Origin of the sequence: Paenibacillus agaridevorans, from assembly GCF_018604145.1 — a bacterium.
GTDB classification, from domain to species: domain Bacteria; phylum Bacillota; class Bacilli; order Paenibacillales; family Paenibacillaceae; genus Pristimantibacillus; species Pristimantibacillus agaridevorans.
In genome coordinates this window covers 1,229,835-1,250,437 of the sequence record NZ_CP075889.1, presented here as the reverse complement: position 1 = coordinate 1,250,437, position 20,603 = coordinate 1,229,835, and the positions used below count along the sequence as shown (strand labels likewise).

13 protein-coding genes are annotated in these 20,603 nt (G+C 50.8%); 1 reads left to right on the top strand and 12 read right to left on the bottom strand.

The features are described from left to right. Positions 1–7 precede the first annotated feature (7 nt). The 12 genes from KJW29_RS04840 to ltrA form a co-directional block, all read right to left on the bottom strand. Positions 8–1,003 carry a sugar phosphate isomerase/epimerase family protein gene (locus KJW29_RS04840; protein ID WP_214628954.1) on the bottom strand — a complete coding sequence of 332 codons (996 nt, stop codon included), beginning with the start codon at positions 1,001–1,003 and terminating at the stop codon, positions 8–10. 28 nt (positions 1,004–1,031) lie between these two features. Continuing rightward, a complete protein-coding gene (locus tag KJW29_RS04835) occupies positions 1,032–4,601 on the bottom strand; it encodes a DUF5722 domain-containing protein (protein ID WP_214628953.1) in 3,570 nt (1,189 codons plus the stop codon). A gap of 29 nt (positions 4,602–4,630) precedes the next feature. Then, positions 4,631–5,518 carry a carbohydrate ABC transporter permease gene (locus KJW29_RS04830; RefSeq protein ID WP_214628952.1) on the bottom strand — a complete coding sequence of 296 codons (888 nt, stop codon included), beginning with the start codon at positions 5,516–5,518 and terminating at the stop codon, positions 4,631–4,633. 16 nt (positions 5,519–5,534) lie between these two features. After that, complete coding sequence (locus tag KJW29_RS04825) at positions 5,535–6,389, bottom strand: ABC transporter permease (protein ID WP_214630998.1); 855 nt, start codon at positions 6,387–6,389, stop codon at positions 5,535–5,537. 118 nt (positions 6,390–6,507) lie between these two features. Further along, on the bottom strand, positions 6,508–8,205 hold the full coding sequence (locus tag KJW29_RS04820; RefSeq protein WP_214628951.1) for an extracellular solute-binding protein: 1,698 nt from the start codon (positions 8,203–8,205) through the stop codon (positions 6,508–6,510). Positions 8,206–8,341: 136 nt separating this feature from the next. Further along, the gene (locus tag KJW29_RS04815; protein WP_087568820.1) at positions 8,342–9,979 is read right to left on the bottom strand and encodes a response regulator; all 1,638 of its coding nucleotides are present in this window, start codon (positions 9,977–9,979) and stop codon (positions 8,342–8,344) included. After that, on the bottom strand, positions 9,954–11,726 hold the full coding sequence (locus KJW29_RS04810; protein WP_214628950.1) for a sensor histidine kinase: 1,773 nt from the start codon (positions 11,724–11,726) through the stop codon (positions 9,954–9,956). Before KJW29_RS04810 ends, KJW29_RS04815 begins: the two co-directional genes overlap by 26 nt. Positions 11,727–11,973: 247 nt before the next feature. Then, the gene (locus KJW29_RS04805) at positions 11,974–14,064 is read right to left on the bottom strand and encodes an MMPL family transporter (RefSeq protein ID WP_214628949.1); all 2,091 of its coding nucleotides are present in this window, start codon (positions 14,062–14,064) and stop codon (positions 11,974–11,976) included. Positions 14,065–14,067: 3 nt separating this feature from the next. Continuing rightward, complete coding sequence (locus tag KJW29_RS04800; RefSeq protein WP_087568823.1) at positions 14,068–14,460, bottom strand: hypothetical protein; 393 nt, start codon at positions 14,458–14,460, stop codon at positions 14,068–14,070. A 50-nt stretch (positions 14,461–14,510) separates the two neighbouring features. Further along, positions 14,511–15,923, bottom strand: a complete 1,413-nt coding sequence (locus KJW29_RS04795) for a sensor histidine kinase (protein ID WP_214628948.1) — start codon at positions 15,921–15,923, stop codon at positions 14,511–14,513. After that, positions 15,920–16,588 carry a response regulator transcription factor gene (locus KJW29_RS04790; protein WP_214628947.1) on the bottom strand — a complete coding sequence of 223 codons (669 nt, stop codon included), beginning with the start codon at positions 16,586–16,588 and terminating at the stop codon, positions 15,920–15,922. The genes KJW29_RS04795 and KJW29_RS04790 overlap by 4 nt, the downstream gene beginning before the upstream one ends. 219 nt (positions 16,589–16,807) lie before the next feature. Next, on the bottom strand, positions 16,808–18,136 hold the full coding sequence (ltrA, locus tag KJW29_RS04785; protein WP_214625909.1) for a group II intron reverse transcriptase/maturase: 1,329 nt from the start codon (positions 18,134–18,136) through the stop codon (positions 16,808–16,810). Positions 18,137–18,828: 692 nt separating this feature from the next. Between ltrA and KJW29_RS04780 the strand changes: the two genes are divergently transcribed. Then, positions 18,829–20,499 (top strand): transposase, encoded by a 1,671-nt coding sequence (locus KJW29_RS04780; RefSeq protein WP_246608572.1) that lies wholly within the window; start codon positions 18,829–18,831, stop codon positions 20,497–20,499. The last annotated feature ends 104 nt before the right edge of the window (positions 20,500–20,603 follow it).

Here is a 20,603-nt window from a genome sequence, read left to right as displayed (position 1 = left end):
ATCCTCCTTATCGAGCCGTATTCGGAACGGATAACAGCAATCGGCGAAGATAAGCCGCAATTTCCGGCGAACGGCCGTTCCTGATCAACGCTTCGACTTCGGCTTGGTCCATGGAATCGACAAGGGCTGCGAAAGTCTCCATCGCGTTAACCCCTTCCCTCACCGCTTCAAGCCCATCTTCCCGATAAGGGTATTGATCGATGGACAACCAGCCGTTATATCCCGTCCGCTTAAGCCAGTAGAAAAATTCCAGCGTTTCGATCGTATGCACGCTGCCCACGATCATATCGTCGTCCCAGTGGCGGAAATTATCGTTCATATGCACATGAAACAACCGATTGCCGTATCTCTTGAGCAAGGCGACTGATTCGGCCGGCGTCTCGTAAGCGTTAAGCGCGTGTCCGAAGTCGATCGTCACTCCGATATTGTCCGCGCCGGTCTCCTGCGCCATTAAGACGGACATGGCCGCCGTGCTCAGGTAGCTATGCGTTCGGGGCTCCTTCGGCTTGTATTCCAGACTAATCCTTACATCGGGGCGATAGCGGCACACCTCCCGCAATCCTTCCGCGAACCAGTCGCGCTCTTGCATGTAATCCGCCTGAAACAAATAATCGTAGCCGTCCTGACCTGGCCACAACGAAATGAGATCGCCTCCCAGCTCGATAGCCGCGTCGATCATTTCTTTTGTATGGGCAACCGCTTCGTTGCGAATAGCCGGATCTTTGGCCGCGAAGCTGCCGTACTTCCACTTCATCTGTCCGAAGTGATCGGGAATAATGGATACAAGCTTAAGTCCGTGCTCCTCCAGATGCCCTTTCAGTTCTTTGACATTTTTATCGGTGACATGCCATGTGCCGACCAGCTCCACGCCGGTAACTTGAGGAATTTGAGCGACGCGCCCGAACAGCTCGGCAATGGAGAACGGCTCCGCGTATCCCCCTGTCACATATCGGTCCGAGCAGCTCCCTACGTTCGATAATATAACGGAATAATGATGACTCATTGCCGATACCTCCTAACATGTTAAAGTGTCATTCGTCGCTGACGAGAATCGTTTCCTGCACCATGCTCCTATATTTGAATCGAATGCCGACATCGCCGCCCGCGCTTGGATCATAATCGGATATCTGCAGCGTCATCGACTGGGTTTCCCCGGTTTCCAATCCGTTCAGTTTCAGCATCTTGGGATGGAACGACAGATTGCCGATCGGTTCGATTCGAATCTGACCTGACAGTTTTTTGTCATCGTAATTGGTCACTTTTACCGTAATGGTTGAGCCCGGGGCCAGCTCGTCAAGATCAGACGTCGCGACCATATCGATATTGGGCAACCTGCCGATCGCAGTGTTTTTGCTCGAAAAGCCAACCTCGTCGATCAATAGCGACCCGCTCCAGCTTTCGTTGGTCGTCTTGCGCGTCCAAACCTTGATTCTATCGATCGCATCAAGACCTTCCCAGCCGTTAAGATCAAGAGACAAGGCATGCCAGCCTTTGCTAGCGTCGATTCTTGCCAAGCCTTCTGCCGCAAGATCCCCGCTGTACACTTTCACTTTCGCGTAATAGGTATGGGATTCCGACAGCTCGGTCAGCTTGACGGCCAGATTGAGGTGAGGCTTGCCGGTTGCGTCGATCGGTTCGGCAAATTTTTTCTCCGCGCCCTTCCACAGCCGTTCGAGTCCTACAAAGGTCATTCTTACCAGGTCCACGAAGTCGACTTTCAACGAACCGGAGCCTCCATAAGCATCTGCGGTCGTTCTGCTGACCCCGTAAGAATGATCCGCAAACTCCCATCCGTCTATGCCCGTTTCGAACTTATCGCCGCCGACGATATGCGGTGCTTGCTTGTTAATCGATACGGGAACAAGCTGCGGCGGCATGCGCTGGGCAAGCTTGGCTGCGTCGAAGTTTGGAACAACCTCGCTCCAGTTCTCGATACCGATGATCGGCTTGGCGAATTCGGCGACTTCAAGCGAACGATCCGTATCGATATATTTGAACACGTCGTAAATAAATTTGCGGTCCTTCGCCACGAATCCCGGCAGCTCCGTGTTCGCCGTCCATAACCCCATATTGAGACCCGCTGCCGGAATATCGAGCTGATTAAACATAATGAAAGCGTCGATGCCGTCCAGGAATCGCGACTTGTAATAGGCATAAACGTAAGCCGCGGCTTGGAGCCGCTGTGCTTCCGGCGTATCGTTTTCCGTATGGAAGCCCTGTTCGGATAAAATAATCCGTCTGCGCTCATTTCCATATTTCAGCGTTTCCTGCCCCATGTATCGGTTGATAACCTGGAGGTTTTTGAACGTAATTTTGGGAGAATCGAAGCTGTCGCTCACATATTCCTGATCTTCCCACGTTCGCGGATCCAGCATGTTCTCCGGATACGGATGATGCGCGAGATGCCAAGGGTAATCGCCGCCCAACTTGGATAGAACGTTCATCTTGTCGACGACATCTTTGCTCCCGTAGAAACGGGTCGGCTGATTGGGCATGTAGGGTTCGTTCCAAGCATTATCGACCGAGATATAGACCCTTGCGCTGTCGGAATGTTTGCGGACGGCCTGATAGGCGAGCCGAACGGATCTTTCATAATGCTCCATGAATTGATCGACGGACTTGTCTCCCATGTTCTGCCAGATCCAGGCGGAATCGACCTCGTTGCCCACGATGTAGCCCATCGCTCTACCATATCGCTGATCCTCTCTCGTATATCGATCGGCAAGAAACTCCATGGCGGCCTTGTAGTAGCGGACGCCTTCGGCGTTCGTAGTGTTGAATGCATAGACGGTCCCCAGGCCGCGTGCGGCATCTGGGTGAATCAGCACATTCGTCGATCCGTCCGGGTCGTCCGCGTCATACAGGATAAGAACCAGGTTCACGATTGTGCCGTTGTCGGACATCGCCTTTATCTCGCGATCCAGCTCTTCGACGGCGTCCTTATGAAAGTGGTAGGCCGTGCCTTCCGAATCGAATGCGATCGCATTGTTCGGATCCGTATCGTCCTTATACATAAGGCCGTTTACGACGACGGTCAACGTTGCGTGGCTGACGCCTAGCTCCTCGGCATCGTCCGTCATCTGCACATTCAGGCCTTTCTTGGATAGCGCGTCCGGGTACGCAAAGGAATGTTTCGCCGGAAACGCAATATCGGTCACGGACTTCGGAGCGTCGACGTAGCGAGCAGGGCCGTCTTCTCCCGCCTCTCGAACAACGACCAGAAATTTGGAGTAATAGCGATCTCTGTACCCGTCGAACCGATCCAGATGAAGCAAAAACGTATCGTTGCCGCTTGGAACCGCGCTCGTCGATATCGGAGTCAGAGCATCAATATCCGGCTCGTACTGGTAAGGAGCCAGCTCGTAAAGCTGCAATTGGGCTGTCGACGTATTGCCAACGCCAACGCCATTACCGATATTCGCATCGTCACCGATCCTTCCGGTCACCGTCACGGCGTTTGCATCGACGCGAATCTCCGATACCTCCCCGATATAATCGTAGATCGGGCGATCCTGCTTGGCGAAGTCAATGCCGTCTATGGCAATCGTATTCGTCCCTGATCCGACTCCCGCCAATTGAAGCCGCAGGCCGGTCACTTGCCCCGTCCACCTCGGATGCCCGATAAGCCTGGCCGAGTAGACGTTCTCTCCGTCAATCGCATCCGCGGACTCCAGCGCCTGCGACTTGGCTTCGTCAAATTCAGGGTCTGTCTCCGTCGTCCAATACAATCGGCCGGAAGCAATTTCGGCGCCGTTGCCGAGCTTGAGCCGCACTAAGTTGTAAACGGCCGGGTCCAGCTTGAGCGGAGCCGACGTCATCGCGGAATTCCCTCCCGCCAAGCCCAGCGACAGCCTGCCGTCCGACACCGATGGAGACACAATCGAATCATTGAACGACCATCCTTCGGTGTCCCCTTCATACGAAAATTGCCAGTCGAGCATGTTCGCCGCATGTACGTAATCGATATAAAACTCCGTATTCGGCCAATAGGGCAAAGGGTCATCGGGATGTTCGGCGCGATCGAAGTCATGCTGAAAGCCGACCTCCAGCTTATCGATCGCACTTCGTCCGGCCCATCCGCTAAGATCGATGCCGATCTTATTCCAATTGTTGTTGTAGACCCTTACGATGCCCTCTACCGAAGCGTCGCCGCTGTATGCGACAAGGCGAGCGTAATAAGGTTCATCATTCGGCAAATAGCCAAAATGATTGTAAGCCATCATCAGGTAGCGCGAATTCGAAAGATCAAGCGGTTGGTCGAACGTTCGGCTAGCCGTTCTCCAAACATTGTTCTGCAAGTTCGGTTCGCTTTTTAATGCCAGAAATCGGCTGCCCTCGTAAGGAAAAAACACATTCCACGCTTGAGCGGCCAGGCTGGCTTCGGACACGTTGTCCCCCGTTTGCCAGCTCGCCAGCGATTCGTCCGACTCGAAATCGTCAATGACCGTATATGGAGCAAACTGTCCGACCGTTCTCATATTCGAAGTAGGAGACACAGACGCGTCCAATGCATGTACCGCAGTCGTACGGGTTCCCGCGTTGACCGACAGGAGCAGAATCAGAGCCAAGCAGAAGGCCAATAGCTTCTTCCAAGTTCTCATCCAATCTAACCTCCAGTAGAAGTAAAGGATTATTCCTTAACGCTGCCAAGTACGATGCCATGGATAAAGTAACGCTGCAAAAACGGGTACACGAGCAAAATCGGCAGCATGCCGACGAATACCTGCGCGGCGCGTGTCGTCCGATCGGATATTAGATTGTATACCCGCGCCATCTCCGGATCGGTGAACTTGGACAGGTCCGGCATCGTAATGACCGTCTGCAAGTAGCTGGACAACGGATAACGGTCCGGACTATTCATCAGCAGCAGGCCGTCAAACCACGAGTTCCAATGTCCAACGACCGTAAACAGCGTAATCGTCGCTAGCGCAGGCGTTGACAAGGGGATGTAAATGCCAAGCAGAATCCGCCAGTCGCCCGCGCCGTCGATTCGCGCCGACTCGTTCATCTCCTTCGGCAGGCGGCGAAAGAAATTAAGCAGCAAAATGATATTGAACACCGGTACGGCGCCAGGAAGCACGAGCGCCCAGATCGAATTAAGCAAATCAAGATTTTTGATCGTTAAATACCAGGGAATCAGCCCTCCTCCGAACAGGATCGTGATCACGAAATACCAGACGTATACCGATCGCAATCGGAAATCCCCGCGTTCCTTCGATAGAGGGTATGCGCACAGCAGCGTCAAGGCGAGATTAATAACGGTGCCCAGCACGACCCGCTGCAGCGTAATGCCCATCGACCGAAAAAATTGCCCTTGAGAGGCGACATATTCGTAAGAAGCCCAAGTAAACTCGCGCGGCCAGAATAATACATTGCCTGCCGTCACCTGGATTTTGGAACTAAGAGACAGCGCCAACACATGCACGATAGGCAGAAAACAAAGCGCAGACAACAAGATCAAAATAGCGTAATTGACCAGATTGAAGCTTCTTCTGCTCCAGGACGTTCTCGTTATCATCCGACAGCAACCCCAATCAGAAAATTCTGTAGTTGGCGAATCGATACGCCAGTCCGTACGATACGGACACTAGAACAAAGGAAACGAGTGATTTAAATAATCCCAGCGCGGCGGACACGCTGAATTGATAGTCTTGAAGCCCGATCCGATAGATCATCGTATCGAGGATATCCCCGCTCTCAAGCACCGGAGCGCTGTACAGATTAAACACTTGATCGAAGCCGGCGTTCAGCACGTTGCCGAGACTTAACGTCATCATCAGCACGATGATCGGAGCCATGCCGGGAAGCGTAATATGAAGCGTCTGTTTCCATCGGTTCGCTCCGTCGATGACTGCTGCCTCATACAACGTCGGATTGATGCCCGTGAGAGCGGCTAAATAAATGATCGTATCGAACCCGAACTGCTTCCACGTATCGGATATAATCAACGTCCACGGGAACCAGTTATTGTCGCCGAGGAAAAAGACGGACTGCATGCCGAGCGCCTTGATCATTTGATTAACAATCCCTTTTAAGGATAAAATATCCATTAAGATGCCAGCAAGAATGACCCACGACAGAAAATAGGGCAAATAAATGAGCGTCTGCACCGAACGTTTAAACAAAGCGCTGCGAATTTCGTTTAACAGCAGAGCCGTTACAATCGGAACAATTAGATGCAAAATGATTTTCATCGTCGCTATAAAAACGGTATTCCACAGCACCCGGCTGAAATCGGGCAAGTCGAAGATGTACTGAAAGTTTTCCAGTCCGACCCATTCGGAGTCGAAGAACCCTTTTGTCGGATAATACTTCTGGAAGGAAATGATAATGCCAAACATTGGAACATAGCTGAACAAGAAGAGAAACACCACTCCCGGAAGCAGCATGATATGGTTGGAGCGTTCCTGTCTCCATTTTTGTTTGAACACGGTTGCCTTCACCTCCCGCCGCCGCAAGGGATCGAACGCGTATACGTCCGTTCCCCGCTTCCGGCATCAGCCTTCCTTAGCGATTCGCCTCGTACCATTCATTGACTTCTTGCGTAATTTGATCCCCGCCAAGCTTTTTCCAATTGGACACATAGTTGTCGAACTCGTCGATCGGAGCCGCGCCCATTATGATTTTGACGAATGTTTCATTCTGCATCGTGAGCAGTGTCGACATCTTCTCTTCCATCGTTTTGGTCGCGCCGCCAAAATATTTGTCAATGACGACTCCGTCCGGCTGCTCCTGGTACTTGACGCGAATCTCGAACGGGCTCACTTCCGGTTGATGGATCCACCATTGCTGCCATGTATCAGGATCGCTTCCATCGGTTCCCGAGACCACGTCATACGTTTTCTTAAGCGCTTCGTTTAATCCGGAGGGATCTCCCGCCGCCAAAGCGTCGCGCACCAAATTATAGTTGTAGTCCTTGATGTAGCCTTGAACGGGCGACAGCACATGCATCGCGTATTTGGCGTTTTCCGCCCAAGCATAGACTTGCAAGTCGTTGTTGGTTCCTTCCTTGTCTTCGCCATACACCTTTTGAAGGAACAAGTTCATCATCTTTACGGCCGCTTCCGGATTAGAGAAACCTTTTTTTACGACATAGAAGCCGCCTACGGTTACGCCTACGTTCGGTTTGGCCGGATTGCCGTCAACGGAAGGGAGCGGAAGCGCCTTCCATGACGCGTCGGGATCGTTTTTGATCAAGTCGGCTGCAATCAGCGCCGATTCCGATATCGTGCCGTAGAACATGCCGAGCTTGCCGGATACGACATCTTCTTTTAACCGATTGTAATCTTTTGTACCGAATTCCCGATCGATCAACCCGTCCTTGTACATTTGCTGCAGTTTGCCGAGCGCCGACTTCATCTCCGGCGTCGTACTGCCGTAAATCAAACCTTCATTTCCGTTCTCGATCCAAATGTCGGGATACGCATGATAGCCGTTCAGGAAACCGCCCATCGCGCCTCCGCCCATCGTAGCGCTCAAAATGCCGAGACCAAGCGTATCCGCCTTTCCGTTCTCGTCGGGATCCTGCTTTACGAACGCTTCCGCTACCTGAATCAACTCATCGATCGTTGTCGGCTCCTTCAAGTTCAGCTTCTTGAGCCAATCGGCGCGGATGTACAAGGTGACCAGCGAATCGCGCGGATCGCCGCCGTAATGCGGAATCGCCATCAGCTTGCCGTCATAGGTCGCCATCTTCTGAGCGGACGCCAGCGCCTCCTGAACTTGCTCCTTTAGATAAGGCATGGCATATTGATCGAACACTCCCGTCAAATCTTCCACCATATCCGCTTCCACGAGCTGAGTCAGCTGTTTCTTGGTCACGCGCATAATATCCGGAATGTCGCCCGAAGCGATCGATACATTCATCTTGTTCTCGTATTGCGTGGAATCCACCATCCAATCCCACTTCAGATTGATCCCAAGCGCTTCCCGGTACAGCTTCGTCCAGCGATTATCGTTGTCCCACGTTTCCCCTTCCGGGAATGTCGCCCATCCTTCCGTGCTAAGCACGGACTTAACCGTAATCGGCGGATCGAACTTGCCGAACGGATTGCCGTCTCCCTGCTCCCCGATCGGACTTTCATTGCCGCCTGTCACAACCGGCTTCTTGCCTTCATTGCCGCCATTGTTGTCGCTGCAAGCGCTTAACAAGCTCGACGCGAGCACTACGGCCAGCAATGACATCCATCCTTTTTTACCGAACATTTGTTTACCCCCTCGATTGGATTTGACAAACGATTTCATTGCGCAAACCGATTATAACAACGCCCGCGAGTGCAGCTCTATTCCAATGATTTTACTTTCCGTTGCATCTTTTTGTTTGCACTTTTTCGAGATCCGGCTAAACGCTCGCTTCTCTCCACTCCTGCGGCGTCTTCCCCGTTACTTTCTTAAACACGCGGTAGAAGTATTGGACGGAAGTAAAGCCTATCGCCGCGGGGATATCCTGGATGCGGTTGCCGGGGTCCTCCAACAATTCCTTGGCTAGCCGAATCCGGCAATCCGTAATATATTCGGCAATGCCCACACCGTTGTTCTGCTTGAACAGACGGGACAAATAAGACGAATTGTGGCTGACAGTCTCCGCGATAATCGTCAGGGACAGGTCATTCGTCAGATGATCGGCAATATACGTTTTCACTTTCATCATCAGTTCGTTTTCGCTCTCGCCGCGGGAACGCTCCCTGAAGTCGAATATCGATTCCGCGCATTTGCGCAAATAATCGGCGGCTTCGTAAGGTGCCGTCTTCAAGTCGGGAAAAATAAGACGGCCGATGTCCCATCGCTCATCAGAGCTGCGAAGCTTTAATTCCTTTGTATGAAAAGACAAAATAACCGAAGCGGCCATAAAATAATATTTCTCCTGATTCTCAGAATCCCGTTGCAACAGCAGCTCGTCCAACAGATTGAAAAACAACTCCCGACGATTGTTTTCGAGCATCGAGGCGAGATTGCCGATAAAAGAAGCAGCATCCATGGGCAAGGGATTCTCTGTTATGCCGTTGCCTGCAAACTGTTGATCGATCATCAGCACTTTTCTTCCCGAACCGAGCCCCCGCGCCAGGTTGCCTCGGAGCAAAGCGAATTTGCCGCTAACCTCGGACCAGCCTACAGGCGTATCGGCAATCAATACCGACAGGTCGAGCTTGATCAGATCCTTGCATGCCGCCTGAATCATTTCGAACGTTCCTTGCACGAACCGGATGATCATGCTCCACGTATCTTCCTGCACCCGGACCGAGCTGCTGGGTTGAAGACTTTTGGGCTGAATCATCCATACGATATTGAACCTGTCGATCGGGAGCGATATTTGCGTGACCATTGTGTCCAGATATTCTCCTGCAATGTTTCGAATGGAATACAGGAGCAAATAACGGTCATAATGGGACACATTTTCCATCCATTCGTCCACGCGTCCGATTATCGCAAGCACGGGCATCGAAGGTTGCAGCGGAATGTGCAAGTCGGCGAACTGTTTGGAGAGCTCCCGCTCCTCCAGGCGCTCCCCTTGTAGTAGCTGGCGAATAAAGTCCTGCTGCAGCGTTTCAAACGCCATTCTCATTTGATTTTTCGATTTGACGATCAAGGATTCGATTTCGATTTCGTCCCGAAGCTTGGCGACAGCCTTCTCTACCGCTTCGATCAGACGTTCGTCGCCGTCCGTCTTTAATACGTAGTCCAGCGCCCCTCCTCTAATCGCGTTCTGAACGTAATCGAAGTCGTTGAAGCCGGATAAAAAAATCACTTTGCATTTCGGCCAGTACCTCATGATTTCCTGTTGAAGCGTAATCCCGTCCATGCCGGGCATTCGAATGTCGGATACGACGATATCGATTTTGGTCCTCTTAAGCCAATCCAGCGCTTCTCTCGCCGAATAGGCGCCAATGACCTCCAATTCGAGATGGGACAGCTGAGAGATCACCTCGATTAAACCGTTTACCACATAATCCTCATTATCGACGATCAGCAATCGATTCATGTTCTTCCTCCTCTGCGTCAGGCAGATTGATTTCTACGCGCATACCCCCAAGCTCGCTGCGGGAAATGCGCAAACCGTATGACGGCCCGAACTTCAGGATAAGGCGTCTGTGCACGTTGAGCATACCGGTCGTCTCGATATCGTCCGACAACGAATTCCCTGGCCGATTTAACTCTTCCAGTCGTTCATCGGTCAACCGATCGCCGTTATCCTCGATGATAAGCGAGATCATGTGCGCGGACGCCATTACGGAAAACTTCAGTATTCCGCCTTCATCCAATTCTTCCACTCCATGAATAAACGCGTTCTCGACAATGGGTTGCACAATGAGTCTTGGAACGAGGCGGTTTTCCCATTCGGCAGGCAGCTCCTCCCAGTGGATCGTAAGTTTGTCGCCGAACCGCATCTTCAAAATATCGGCGTATGTTCTGGCATGGTCGACTTCCATCCGGAGAATCGCCTCTTCTTGGGCATTGCGCGTAATGTACTTCAAATAATCGCCGAGCAGTCGAGTATACGGCTTGATATTAACCGTATCCTCGTCTTGAGCCATCCGGTGCAGCCGATAATAAGCGTTATACAAAAAGTGGGGATTGATTTGAGCCTGAAGATGTTTTAGCTCGGCTCTCTGCGAACGGATATCCTGCTCGTATACATCATGGATAAGCGATTGAATCGTACCCACCATTTGATTGAACTGCTCGTAGAAATAATCGATCTCATCCCGGCTTTTTGATTGCAGCTGCACATCAAACGATCCTTCGCTCACTTTGCGAAATGCCCTGACAAGTCTTTGCAGCGGCCGTTGCAAAAATAGATAGATCCAATAGGCATAAAGCAGAATAATGACGATGGCCGTCGCAATGAGAATGCGAAACCACATTTGGTAACCCGCCAACGGTTTCAGAACCACTTCCTCGGGCATATAAAGCGTCAAAGCGATACCAAGCTCCGGCAATCGTTCATATGCCGCCATATATTGGCGATTGTCAGCAGCAGTCATTATCTGCTGTCCGGATACCTCGGCATACGATTGATTAAGCTGGGCCATCTGACGTTGAAGCGGATCATTGCTGTCATCCCCGGAAATAAGCCAATTTCCTTCCAAATCGGATAATATGGCGTTTCCGCCGCTTTCCGTCAGCATTTGCGATAGTATGGACTGAATTTTCCCCCGATTCAGCGAAATCTCGATCCAATAAGCAGGCAAACTATTTTCGTAAGTCCCGGTAGGGAAACGTTCCGCCAACATCAATTGGTTTTGCCAAACGAAAAGCGGCAACGAGCTGCGGTTCAGAAGTTCATGGACCGATGTCTTTTCTTCATCAATGCTATACGTTATTCGATTCGGATAAATAATTTTGTGCTCGGAAACCATAAATAATCCCACATCGTGAATGTAGGGGCTGGACGACTTCAGCGTCTTCATCTTTTTCTGCATCAAGAGCACTTCCAACCGCCGTTCGTAATCGGTCATGATCGGAGACATCGTGCTGAATCTCTGAATATCCGGGTCGAACACATATTCCCGCTTCAGGCTGATGATATGCTCCAGCGCCGAATTCAGTTCGTTTACATAGAAGTGAACTCTGGATGACAACGAATTGGTTATTTCCCGGCGGATCGCCGCTTCCCCTTTGATGACGATGAGCGAGCCGATGAACAGAATCGGGATGATGGCCGCCATAAAAATCATAACGATTTTAGGGTACAATCCGATCGAGAGCAGATTGCGCCGAATGCTCATAACTATTCACTTCCCTTATTGTAAAATAGCTGCCTCCGGGCGATTAATGAAGCAGTTCCGCGACGAAATGGGCATACCGGCCCCTGATCTCATTGTAACAAGTCCGCTTCCCCTTTAAATGTTGTAATCATTTTACTTTTTATTATACTTTTTTGATCTGCGCTGACGGAATTGTCGGGAGACGAAAAAAAGATGACCCCTGTTTCGTATCAGGAATCATCTCTTGAGTGTAGCAAACCCTATTTATCTAAAGGCGCTTTTCCCGTTGACGTATTAACATCATCAACGCCGGCAAGGCGATTGGCCGAACAAGAAAGGTATCAAGCAATACGCCTATTGCTACAGCAAATCCGAAGGCCCGCAATTCCACGACCGGCTGCGTCATTAATACGGCAAACGTTGCCGCCAAAATAAATCCAGCTGAGGAAATAACGCCGCCGGTTTTCGCGAGTCCCATTCTTACCGCTTCTGTATAGGAACGCGTCTTCTGCTCCTCGCGGATCCGCGCGACCAGCATGATCGAATAATCGACGCCGAGCGCCACGATAAATAAAAACGTATATAACGGAATGCGGTAGCTTAGCCCCTCGTATCCGAGCATATTCTGGAATACGAAAACGGTTATTCCCAGCGCCGCGCTATAGGATAAAAGAATGGTAACCAGCATATAGATCGGCATGATCCAGGATCGTGTTTGCAGCAGCAGCATAAACAGAATAAGCAAAGCGACTATGATCATAACGATTTGTTCGTCGAATGCGTTAACCGCTTTTATATCCGAGTTGACAGCCGTGTCTCCTGCAATCCATAACTTCGCGTCCTCGATGCCGCTATCCTGAAGCAGCGAACTTTGATCGGCCAGAATGGTATCGGTCGTCAAAAACGCTTTATCGGTAAATGGATTATGAACAGGCACAAGGGTAAGCTTGGCCACCTTTTCCGATTGATCCGATAGCTGCGCGGTATGAACGGAAGCAACGCCTTCCCTATCTTTCAAAACTTCCGCCAGCCGGCGAATCTGCTCCGCCGAAAGGTTCTCGGAGCTCTCCACGATGATCGTGCTGGGCGACACATCGCCAGCCGAAAACGCATCGCTCAATTTTTGATAGCCTTTGACGGAAGACATCTCTTGCGGGAACGAGTCCAGCAGATTAAACGTATATTTGATGGGCGATATCATAGCGATGCCGATCGCGAGCACGAGCATAACCGCCGCGAGCGATTTCTTCGGATTGGATGTTACGAAGAGGCTAAATCGGCCCCAATAGGTTTGCTCCACCGGTTTCACGCGACGCTTGTCGATTCGGAAAGGCCAGAAGGCCTTGGTACCTGCCAGCGCAAACAAAGCCGGCATTAAGGTCAGCCCCGCAGCAATCATCACCGCAACCGCCACGGCAAAGACGGGAGCGAAATTACGATACGATTCGAAGCTCGCCAAAAATAACGTCAACATGCTCATAAGCACGGTGCCGCCGCTGAACAATATCGGCTCCGTCACGTTTCTGACAGCCAGCTTCATCGCATCCTGGACAGAAAAACCTTCCAGCAGATTTTCTTTGAACCGCGAGAATAATAACAACGAATAATCCGTAATAACCGCGAACAACAAAACCATCATAATGGACAAGGCTTGTTTCTCGATTACAAATAGGTCTAACTGTCCCGCCAAGCCAAGCAGACGATCAACGATGGCATACGCGATGCCTGCTCCGATCAGCGGAAGAATGGCGAGCAATAAGGAACGATAGATAACGATGAGGATCAAAAAAATAATCGCAACGGTCGATAAGATCAGTACGACATCCGCGCTTGAGAAAACCCTGGTGGTATCCGCCATGATTCCGGCCGGACCCGTGTAATCGAGCTGCACATCGGAGGGAAGCCCCGCCAACGTCTCCTCTTTCATGACATCAAGAAGCTCCATCACTGCGTCGTTTTCCAGTTCGGCTGTCAAAAAGCCGGGCACAAAAAACGTTTTGGCGTCCTCCGCTACGAACGATTGACGCGCGCTTGCCGGCAACTCGGCAACTTGTATGGCCTTGAATTCCCGCGATTCCAGAACTTTTTCTACGAAGACCGAATAATCCATCATCTCTTGTTCCGTAAATGCTGTGTCCCTGGACAATACAACAAACAAGGGGATACCCTCATCCGACGGAAAATACCGATCGACCAGCTTCTGGGCCTGAACGGATTGTCTAAGCTCCGGCAATCCATGGTTCGTAATCGGAGAGGTTTGCTCCTTGGAGGAATCCGCCACGACAGACAATAGACCGGCTAGCAGCAGCCAAGCCATTACGATCAACAGCCATACCCGGTTCGCACTCCACCAACGCATGTTTTAGTCCTCCTTCTGTATCGAGAAGGTGACCGCTATGAACAGAATAAAACTAAACAATAACACTGTACCGCCGACAATAAACGTAATAAGCGTGATCGTTTCGTTCATATTAAAAGGGTTGACGTTGTAGAAAAGCATGCCGACCGACAAGCCGATCGATCCGATGACGGACAGCCACCCATGCAGGGATACGAGCTTCTTCGCTTTCACCTTGAAAACCTGATAGAACAACCCCCAGACGAACACCGACAGCCAGCCTACTACAAGTATGTGCGCATGAACGGCGCGCAGCTGATAATTTCCGCTCCCCGCCATATCGGCCCCAAGGATCGCGCCGACCAGACCAAAAACGGCTGCCAAACGTATAAGACGCAAGCTCCATATTTTCTCCATAAAAAAACCTCCATACTTTTATTTGTACAGAGGTAGTATATAAGCTGATTCTAAACTGTATCTAAACTGCTTTTGGAACACGAACGAATGGGCAACGTTACCGTGATGTTTGTGCCTTCGCCCGTTTCACTCGAGATTCGGATGTCGCCTTGATGCAGGGCGATCGTTTCCTTGACGATGGCCAGACCGAGACCCGTCCCCTTCGTCGACCGAGAGGCATCCGCACGGTAAAACCGCTCAAATACATGCAGCAAATCATCCTCGGCTATTCCAATGCCGGTATCCTCGAAGATCACGCTCACATGATCCTTCTCCGTTTCTGTTCGGATCCGAATCTCTCCCCCGGGTTTATTGTATTTGATCGCATTCGTCAGCAGGTTCTCCCATACATTGTCCAACAAGGCCTCATTGCCTGTCAGGAGTAGAGGAGCTGCGTCCAGGCTGATCGAGATCCCTTCTTTTTCGAGAAGCCAGCGATATTTCATAACGGTCCTTTCGATTTGCTCATGCAAGGGATAGGTTTGCATGGCAACGGCCTTGTTTCGCTGATCCAGAGAGGTCAACACCAATAACTGCTTCGTTAAATTCGATAGCCGCATGGCCTCGCTTTCGATCACCGACGCATATTGCAGACGTGGCTCTTGGTCAAGCTCCGCTTGCTTCAAGAGGGCGGCATACCCGCCAATATTGAGCAGCGGGGACTGGAAATCATGCGACACGTTGCGAATAAAGCTTTTCCGTTCCTCTTCGTTGGCAAGGAGCTGCTTGGCCATCCGGTTAAAGCTGGCTGCCAGCGTGCCAAGCTCGTCCGAACGGTTAACCTGCAAGCTGATCTCGAAATTTTCCGCGGCTATTTGTTTCGTGGCCGCCGTCAGCGCTTTGATCGGATGAACCAGGTACCAAGCCGAGACGATGATGGCCAGCAAACTAATAACAAGCATCAGTAGCGCCATCCCGCCCATGATGGAATGAACCTCGCTGAACAGCATCCGAATATCCGGACGAACGAACATCGCATAGCGCTGCCCTTCGTGCACGAATGGAACGCCGATCGAATTCCGAATGTCATTGGCGAAAAAACCGGTCACAAACAGCTGTTTCGGAAAGTCGCGCATACCATGGTAGATGTCCCCGGCAATGACATCTTCAATAATCGAGTTGTCGAGCTCCTTAAGCCGGTATTCTCCGCCATAGTATCCGGAAGCTCCATTTTCGTTCACCACATAAAACTGGTACCCGATTTCGCCAAGCATCGCGAAGTGTTCCTGCAAATCAAGCTCCGCATGCTCGGATATGTACGCTGCCATACGACTCGCGATCATCGTATTTTTGGCGTCGTTCTGCTCCTTAAGCACTTGATGATAATACATATTCGTAGCGAGAAAAGCCAGCACGGTGCTGAGAAGCATGATACACAGCGCAACAATGAGATATTTTACATATAGAGACGATTGCACTTTCATGGCGATACCTCTATTCGATATCCAACGCCGCGAACCGTATGGATGCGTACGCATGAGCCCAGCGAGGCGAGCCGTTCCCGAACCCTGTTCATATGGGTATTGAGCGTATGATCGCTTTCGTATTCCAGTCCCCACACCTGCTCCATCAAATATTCCCGTTCGAACACTTGTCCAGGCCTCGATGCGAGAATGGCCAGCAGCTCGAACTCCTTGAGAGGAAGCAGCAGCTTTTTTTGTCCTTGAACGACCTGGAGCGTCTGCCGGCGTATCTCCAAATCCCCTAATGCAATCGTCGTATCCGTCGGCTTGTCGTATCTCCTTAATATAGCCTGTATGCGAAAGAGAAGTTCTTCGGGCTCAAAGGGTTTCACCAAATAATCGTCGACTCCAGCCATATACCCTTCGCGTTTATCCTCCAGCTCGCCCCTGGCCGTCAGCATAAGTACCGGCAAGTCCCATTCTTTTTTCAGCTTGTCGGTTAGAGCCAGGCCGTCCAGTCCCGGCATCATCACATCTACGATAGCCAAATCCACTTTATCATCCATCAGCGCCAAGGCCGCATCTCCCGAAATCGCAGTCCGAACCTGATAGCGCCACGAGACTAAATGCAGCCGCACGAGCTCAAGTATGTGCAGGTCATCATCTGCCACCAATATCGTTCGCATGATCTCCCTCATTCCAAAAAGAAACATCTACTTCTTGTTCATTATAGCTGATTTATAATCGAACTTCTTTCTTGCCCGCCCGATTGAGTTCAATGAAGTAAATTTGGATCCAAGGCACGCTCGGAAACTTATCCCCTGTAGAGTAAAGGGCTGGGACTACCAGCCCCTCCTCATCAAACCGTACGTGCGGTTTTCCCGCATACGGCTTTCCGACGTTCTTCACCTTGCGCAGTACGTACTCTTCCAGGTTGTGACGGATTGTAACCCTGCTTCCTTTAGCATCTTGAAGAATCCGGATTGACGCAGCCTCCACCTTTTAAACTTCTTCCGGCAGAAGATCATCAGCCTCTTACGGATATACCAGTCGATCTTGGCCAAAAAGCCATTGGCTAGGCCTTTGTCCGCTTTGGCATAATAGTTTCTCCACCCCACTATTTTCGGGTTGAGTACTGCGATGATCTCGCTGGTCATTTGCTTCAGTAGCGTTCGCGACGACGTGCATGCCTTTACTTTCGTCTTCATCTTCTTCATCGCTTTCTGCGACGGGAAGCACCGGAGAATTCGTGCCACTTTTCCCCCTTTGCGCATGACCGGCAGTCGACGAAAATGATGGCCGAGAAAGTCGAAGCCTTGATCGTCCTCCCACACATTCACCAGCTTGCTTTTCTCCGTATTCATGCTCAGCTCCAGTTTTGCGAATACAGCTTTCAATACCTGTATCGCTTCCAGCGCTTCTGCTTTTCGATGACATAGGATGACCAGATCGTCAGCGTAACGGACCAGCGTTCCGAGCTGCGTGTAGTTCCTCTCCCAGATCGTGTCCAGGTAGTTCAAGTAAATGTTAGCCAATAGCGGAGAAATGACGCCTCCTTGCGGGCTTCCGATGTCCGAAGCATAGAACTCGCCTTCTTTCATCACGCCTGCCGTCAGCCATCCGCGGAGAAGTTTCAGTACTTTCCGGTCGTTGACTCGTTGTTCGACGAGTGCCATCAGCTTCTCATGTGAGATGTTGTCAAAGTAGCCCCGAATGTCGACATCCACGACCCAATATACTCTCCCCTCGTTCGCCGTTGTCAGGATCTTTTGCAGCGCATCGTGCGCGCTGCGTTTCGGACGAAACCCATAGGAGAAGTCTTTGAAGTCGGCCTCGAAGATGCCTTCCAGTACGAGCTTTGTCGCCATCTGTACCAGTCGGTCTCTCACCGTCGGAATGCCGAGTGGTCTTGTCTTTCCATCATCTTTTGGAATATCTACTCGGCGTACCGGCGTTGGTCGATAGGTACCGTTTCTCAGTTGACCGCATGTCTCCGCGATAAACCGCTTCTCGCCATAGTCTTCGTTGATCGACTGGATCGTGATTTTGTCGACCCCGGCACTCCCTTTATTGGCCTTTACTCGCATCCACGCATAGGTCATGATGTCCTCGCGACTGATCTTGTCATACAGAGCATGGAACCGCCGTCCTGGCTTTTCCTTAGCTGCAAGGTAGAGGGTTCTTTGAAGTTCTCGAGCTTTTTCTTTGGCGTTGTTAGCCTTTGCGGCATTCACTCACTCTTACCTCCTTGGTTCCCATGAACGAAGTGGGGTATTGTCTTTCGACGCCCTTCCCTCCACAAGGTTATGTTGTCCTTGCTTCCTCGGTACTACGGCCCCCTCCGACTCCCTTCCCACCGCTAGCCACTTCACCTTTCAAGGCTTATAGGTTTGCTCGTTACGGCCCCTTGCTGCCGTGTGGGGGAGGGTCTCCCTAGTTCCGAACATAACTGTCTCCACATGCCGATCCCCATACACCGGAGGGTTCTTCCGTGCTGCTCCAAGTTCTGTGCACGTTCCATGGCCTTCGCCCGTCCGCTCAAGGCTCGGCTCCCTCTTGTCCCTTGCGGGTTCCTTTTGACGATGCGGCAGGATTCACTCGGATGTTACGGCCTGAGGGCTTGCTTCGCATGATTTTTTTTTCATGCTTTTCGTAGGGCTTCAACCCATGAATTTCTCCATGACCTGCCTACTAGCTACGGGGCAGCTTGGCCTTTACCCCGGCTGAACTTTCATCAGCTAGTTATGCCCAGCTTGGCTAGGCGCACAACGGACACAAATGACGCTAATCTTCAATTTTGTGAAATTTCTAATATCTAAGGGACATATAGAGGCTGTCGATTCATTGTGAATAACTGATCTTCCATAGTCCATCTCCCCTGAACCCAGGTATAATGGAAGATATACTTGGGCCGGGGGTTTGTGCTGTGTTGAATAGACGTGTGCGTTACAAAGAGTTCGATCAAATGTCTTTTGCAGATATGATGGTATACTCCAAGCTTCCTGAGCATCCTTTTTGGAGTCACTTAGAGAAGAAGATAGACTTTTCTTTTGCAGATTCACTGTGCTCCGTGCTCTACTCGGGGCGCGGACAGCACCCGTATGCGCCTTCACTGAAGCTTAAAGTCCATCTTATTCAGATATACTACGGTCTTTCCGACCGCCAGGTGGAAGAGCGCATAATTAGCGACTTGTTCATCAAGCGTTTCTTAGGCTTGCCCGTCGACTTCTTTGGGTTTGATCACAGTACGATTGGCTTGGACCGCTCACGTATGGGAACCGCCATGTTTAAAGCCTGCCACTTCTACATTCTTGCCCAAATGTACAGCCATGGCCTTTGGGGCGATCACTCGGAGAAATGGATCATCGACTCGTTTGCCTCAAATCCCGCACTCTCGAAGCCGCGCACCTATCGCTTGATTCAACATGCTATGATCCGGGTCCTTCAACATTTAAAACGTAGCCATCGTGCGATATACCAACTCGCACTCGCTTCGGTTGAGACCGATGGACTCTACGCTCGCACCTCCGTACAACCATCTACTGCTGGTCACATGCTCGCTTTCAGCAAGTTGGTGGCACAAGCTTATGGTTTGCTTCAATGGTTTCAACTCGAGGATGTGTCTGCTTTGTTGCAAAAAGAACTCACGGAAAAAGAGCGCGAGACTTCTCAGCATTTGCAACGCATTTTGCAGGACATTTTAGAGCAGAACAGCCGACCTGTACCGCCGACTGATGGCGACCCGATTGACTCTGCGCGGAACCAAACCGAACAAGAGATTGTGTTTGAAAAAATCCCGAGCCATGAAAGAGCAAAGGATCGTCTTATGAGCGCTGTTGACCCGCACGCTCGAGTCGGGAGAAAGAATACATCCACCGTCACATGTGGCTACAAACTACAAAATTTGTGTGGGACCAGCTCCGTTGTGCTGAATGTGAACGCCGTACCTGCGAATGAACATGACAGAGAAGCTATGTACGCAATGGCCAAAGAAGTACAAAGCTTTTTCGAAATTTCGCCACGCGCCATGTTAGGTGACACCGCCTACGGCCACGGGTTGCAGCGCACTATGCTTGCCACTATTGGCATCCCTGTAGTAGCCCCTGTCATCCTGGGAAGTAACCCCTCAAAGGGATACGACCTCACCCGATTTAGCTATGACAAGGAAAAGGACTGCTACACTTGTCCGAACGAAAAGGATACCGTAAAAAAGCGTCATATTCCTCAAAGCAGCGGTTGGCAATACTATTTTGAAAAGACAGACTGTGAAAGTTGCCCCTTACGCTCGGCATGTACAACAGGAAAAGCAGAGCGCCGGGTATTTCACAGTGACTATTATGAAGTGTACGAGGCTGCCAAGGATTACAACGCTACGATTAGCGGCAAATTAGATCGCAAACAGCGCATGCTGGTTGAACGAAAGAACCAAGAATTGAAGAATGACTGTGGTTTAGAGAGACCCTTAACGAAAAGCCGAAAAGCGTTGCAGCTTAAAGGTTACTTGGCTGCCATGGTCGTTAATTTGAAACTCACGTTGAGGAAGCTATTTCCTCAAAGACCTGGGTTTATTCGACGTCGAAATGCCATTAGTTACTAAGTAGAATCCGACTCCCCAGCCCTCCGATCATCCCACTCAGCGGCTCCCTCCAGCACAAAATTTCCCCATTCCAGCACGCAACTCGTTCTTATCTACAGTGAATA

Coding starts and splice junctions, on each gene's coding strand:
- KJW29_RS04795 (WP_214628948.1), bottom strand. CDS start 15,923: ATGAAAGTGCAATCGTCTCTATATGTAAAATATCTCATTGTTGCGCTG.
- KJW29_RS04835 (WP_214628953.1), bottom strand. CDS start 4,601: ATGAGAACTTGGAAGAAGCTATTGGCCTTCTGCTTGGCTCTGATTCTG.
- KJW29_RS04830 (WP_214628952.1), bottom strand. CDS start 5,518: ATGATAACGAGAACGTCCTGGAGCAGAAGAAGCTTCAATCTGGTCAAT.
- KJW29_RS04820 (WP_214628951.1), bottom strand. CDS start 8,205: ATGTTCGGTAAAAAAGGATGGATGTCATTGCTGGCCGTAGTGCTCGCG.
- KJW29_RS04800 (WP_087568823.1), bottom strand. CDS start 14,460: ATGGAGAAAATATGGAGCTTGCGTCTTATACGTTTGGCAGCCGTTTTT.
- KJW29_RS04805 (WP_214628949.1), bottom strand. CDS start 14,064: ATGCGTTGGTGGAGTGCGAACCGGGTATGGCTGTTGATCGTAATGGCT.
- KJW29_RS04815 (WP_087568820.1), bottom strand. CDS start 9,979: ATGAATCGATTGCTGATCGTCGATAATGAGGATTATGTGGTAAACGGT.
- KJW29_RS04825 (WP_214630998.1), bottom strand. CDS start 6,389: ATGCTGCTTCCGGGAGTGGTGTTTCTCTTCTTGTTCAGCTATGTTCCA.
- KJW29_RS04810 (WP_214628950.1), bottom strand. CDS start 11,726: ATGAGCATTCGGCGCAATCTGCTCTCGATCGGATTGTACCCTAAAATC.
- KJW29_RS04840 (WP_214628954.1), bottom strand. CDS start 1,003: ATGAGTCATCATTATTCCGTTATATTATCGAACGTAGGGAGCTGCTCG.
- KJW29_RS04790 (WP_214628947.1), bottom strand. CDS start 16,588: ATGCGAACGATATTGGTGGCAGATGATGACCTGCACATACTTGAGCTC.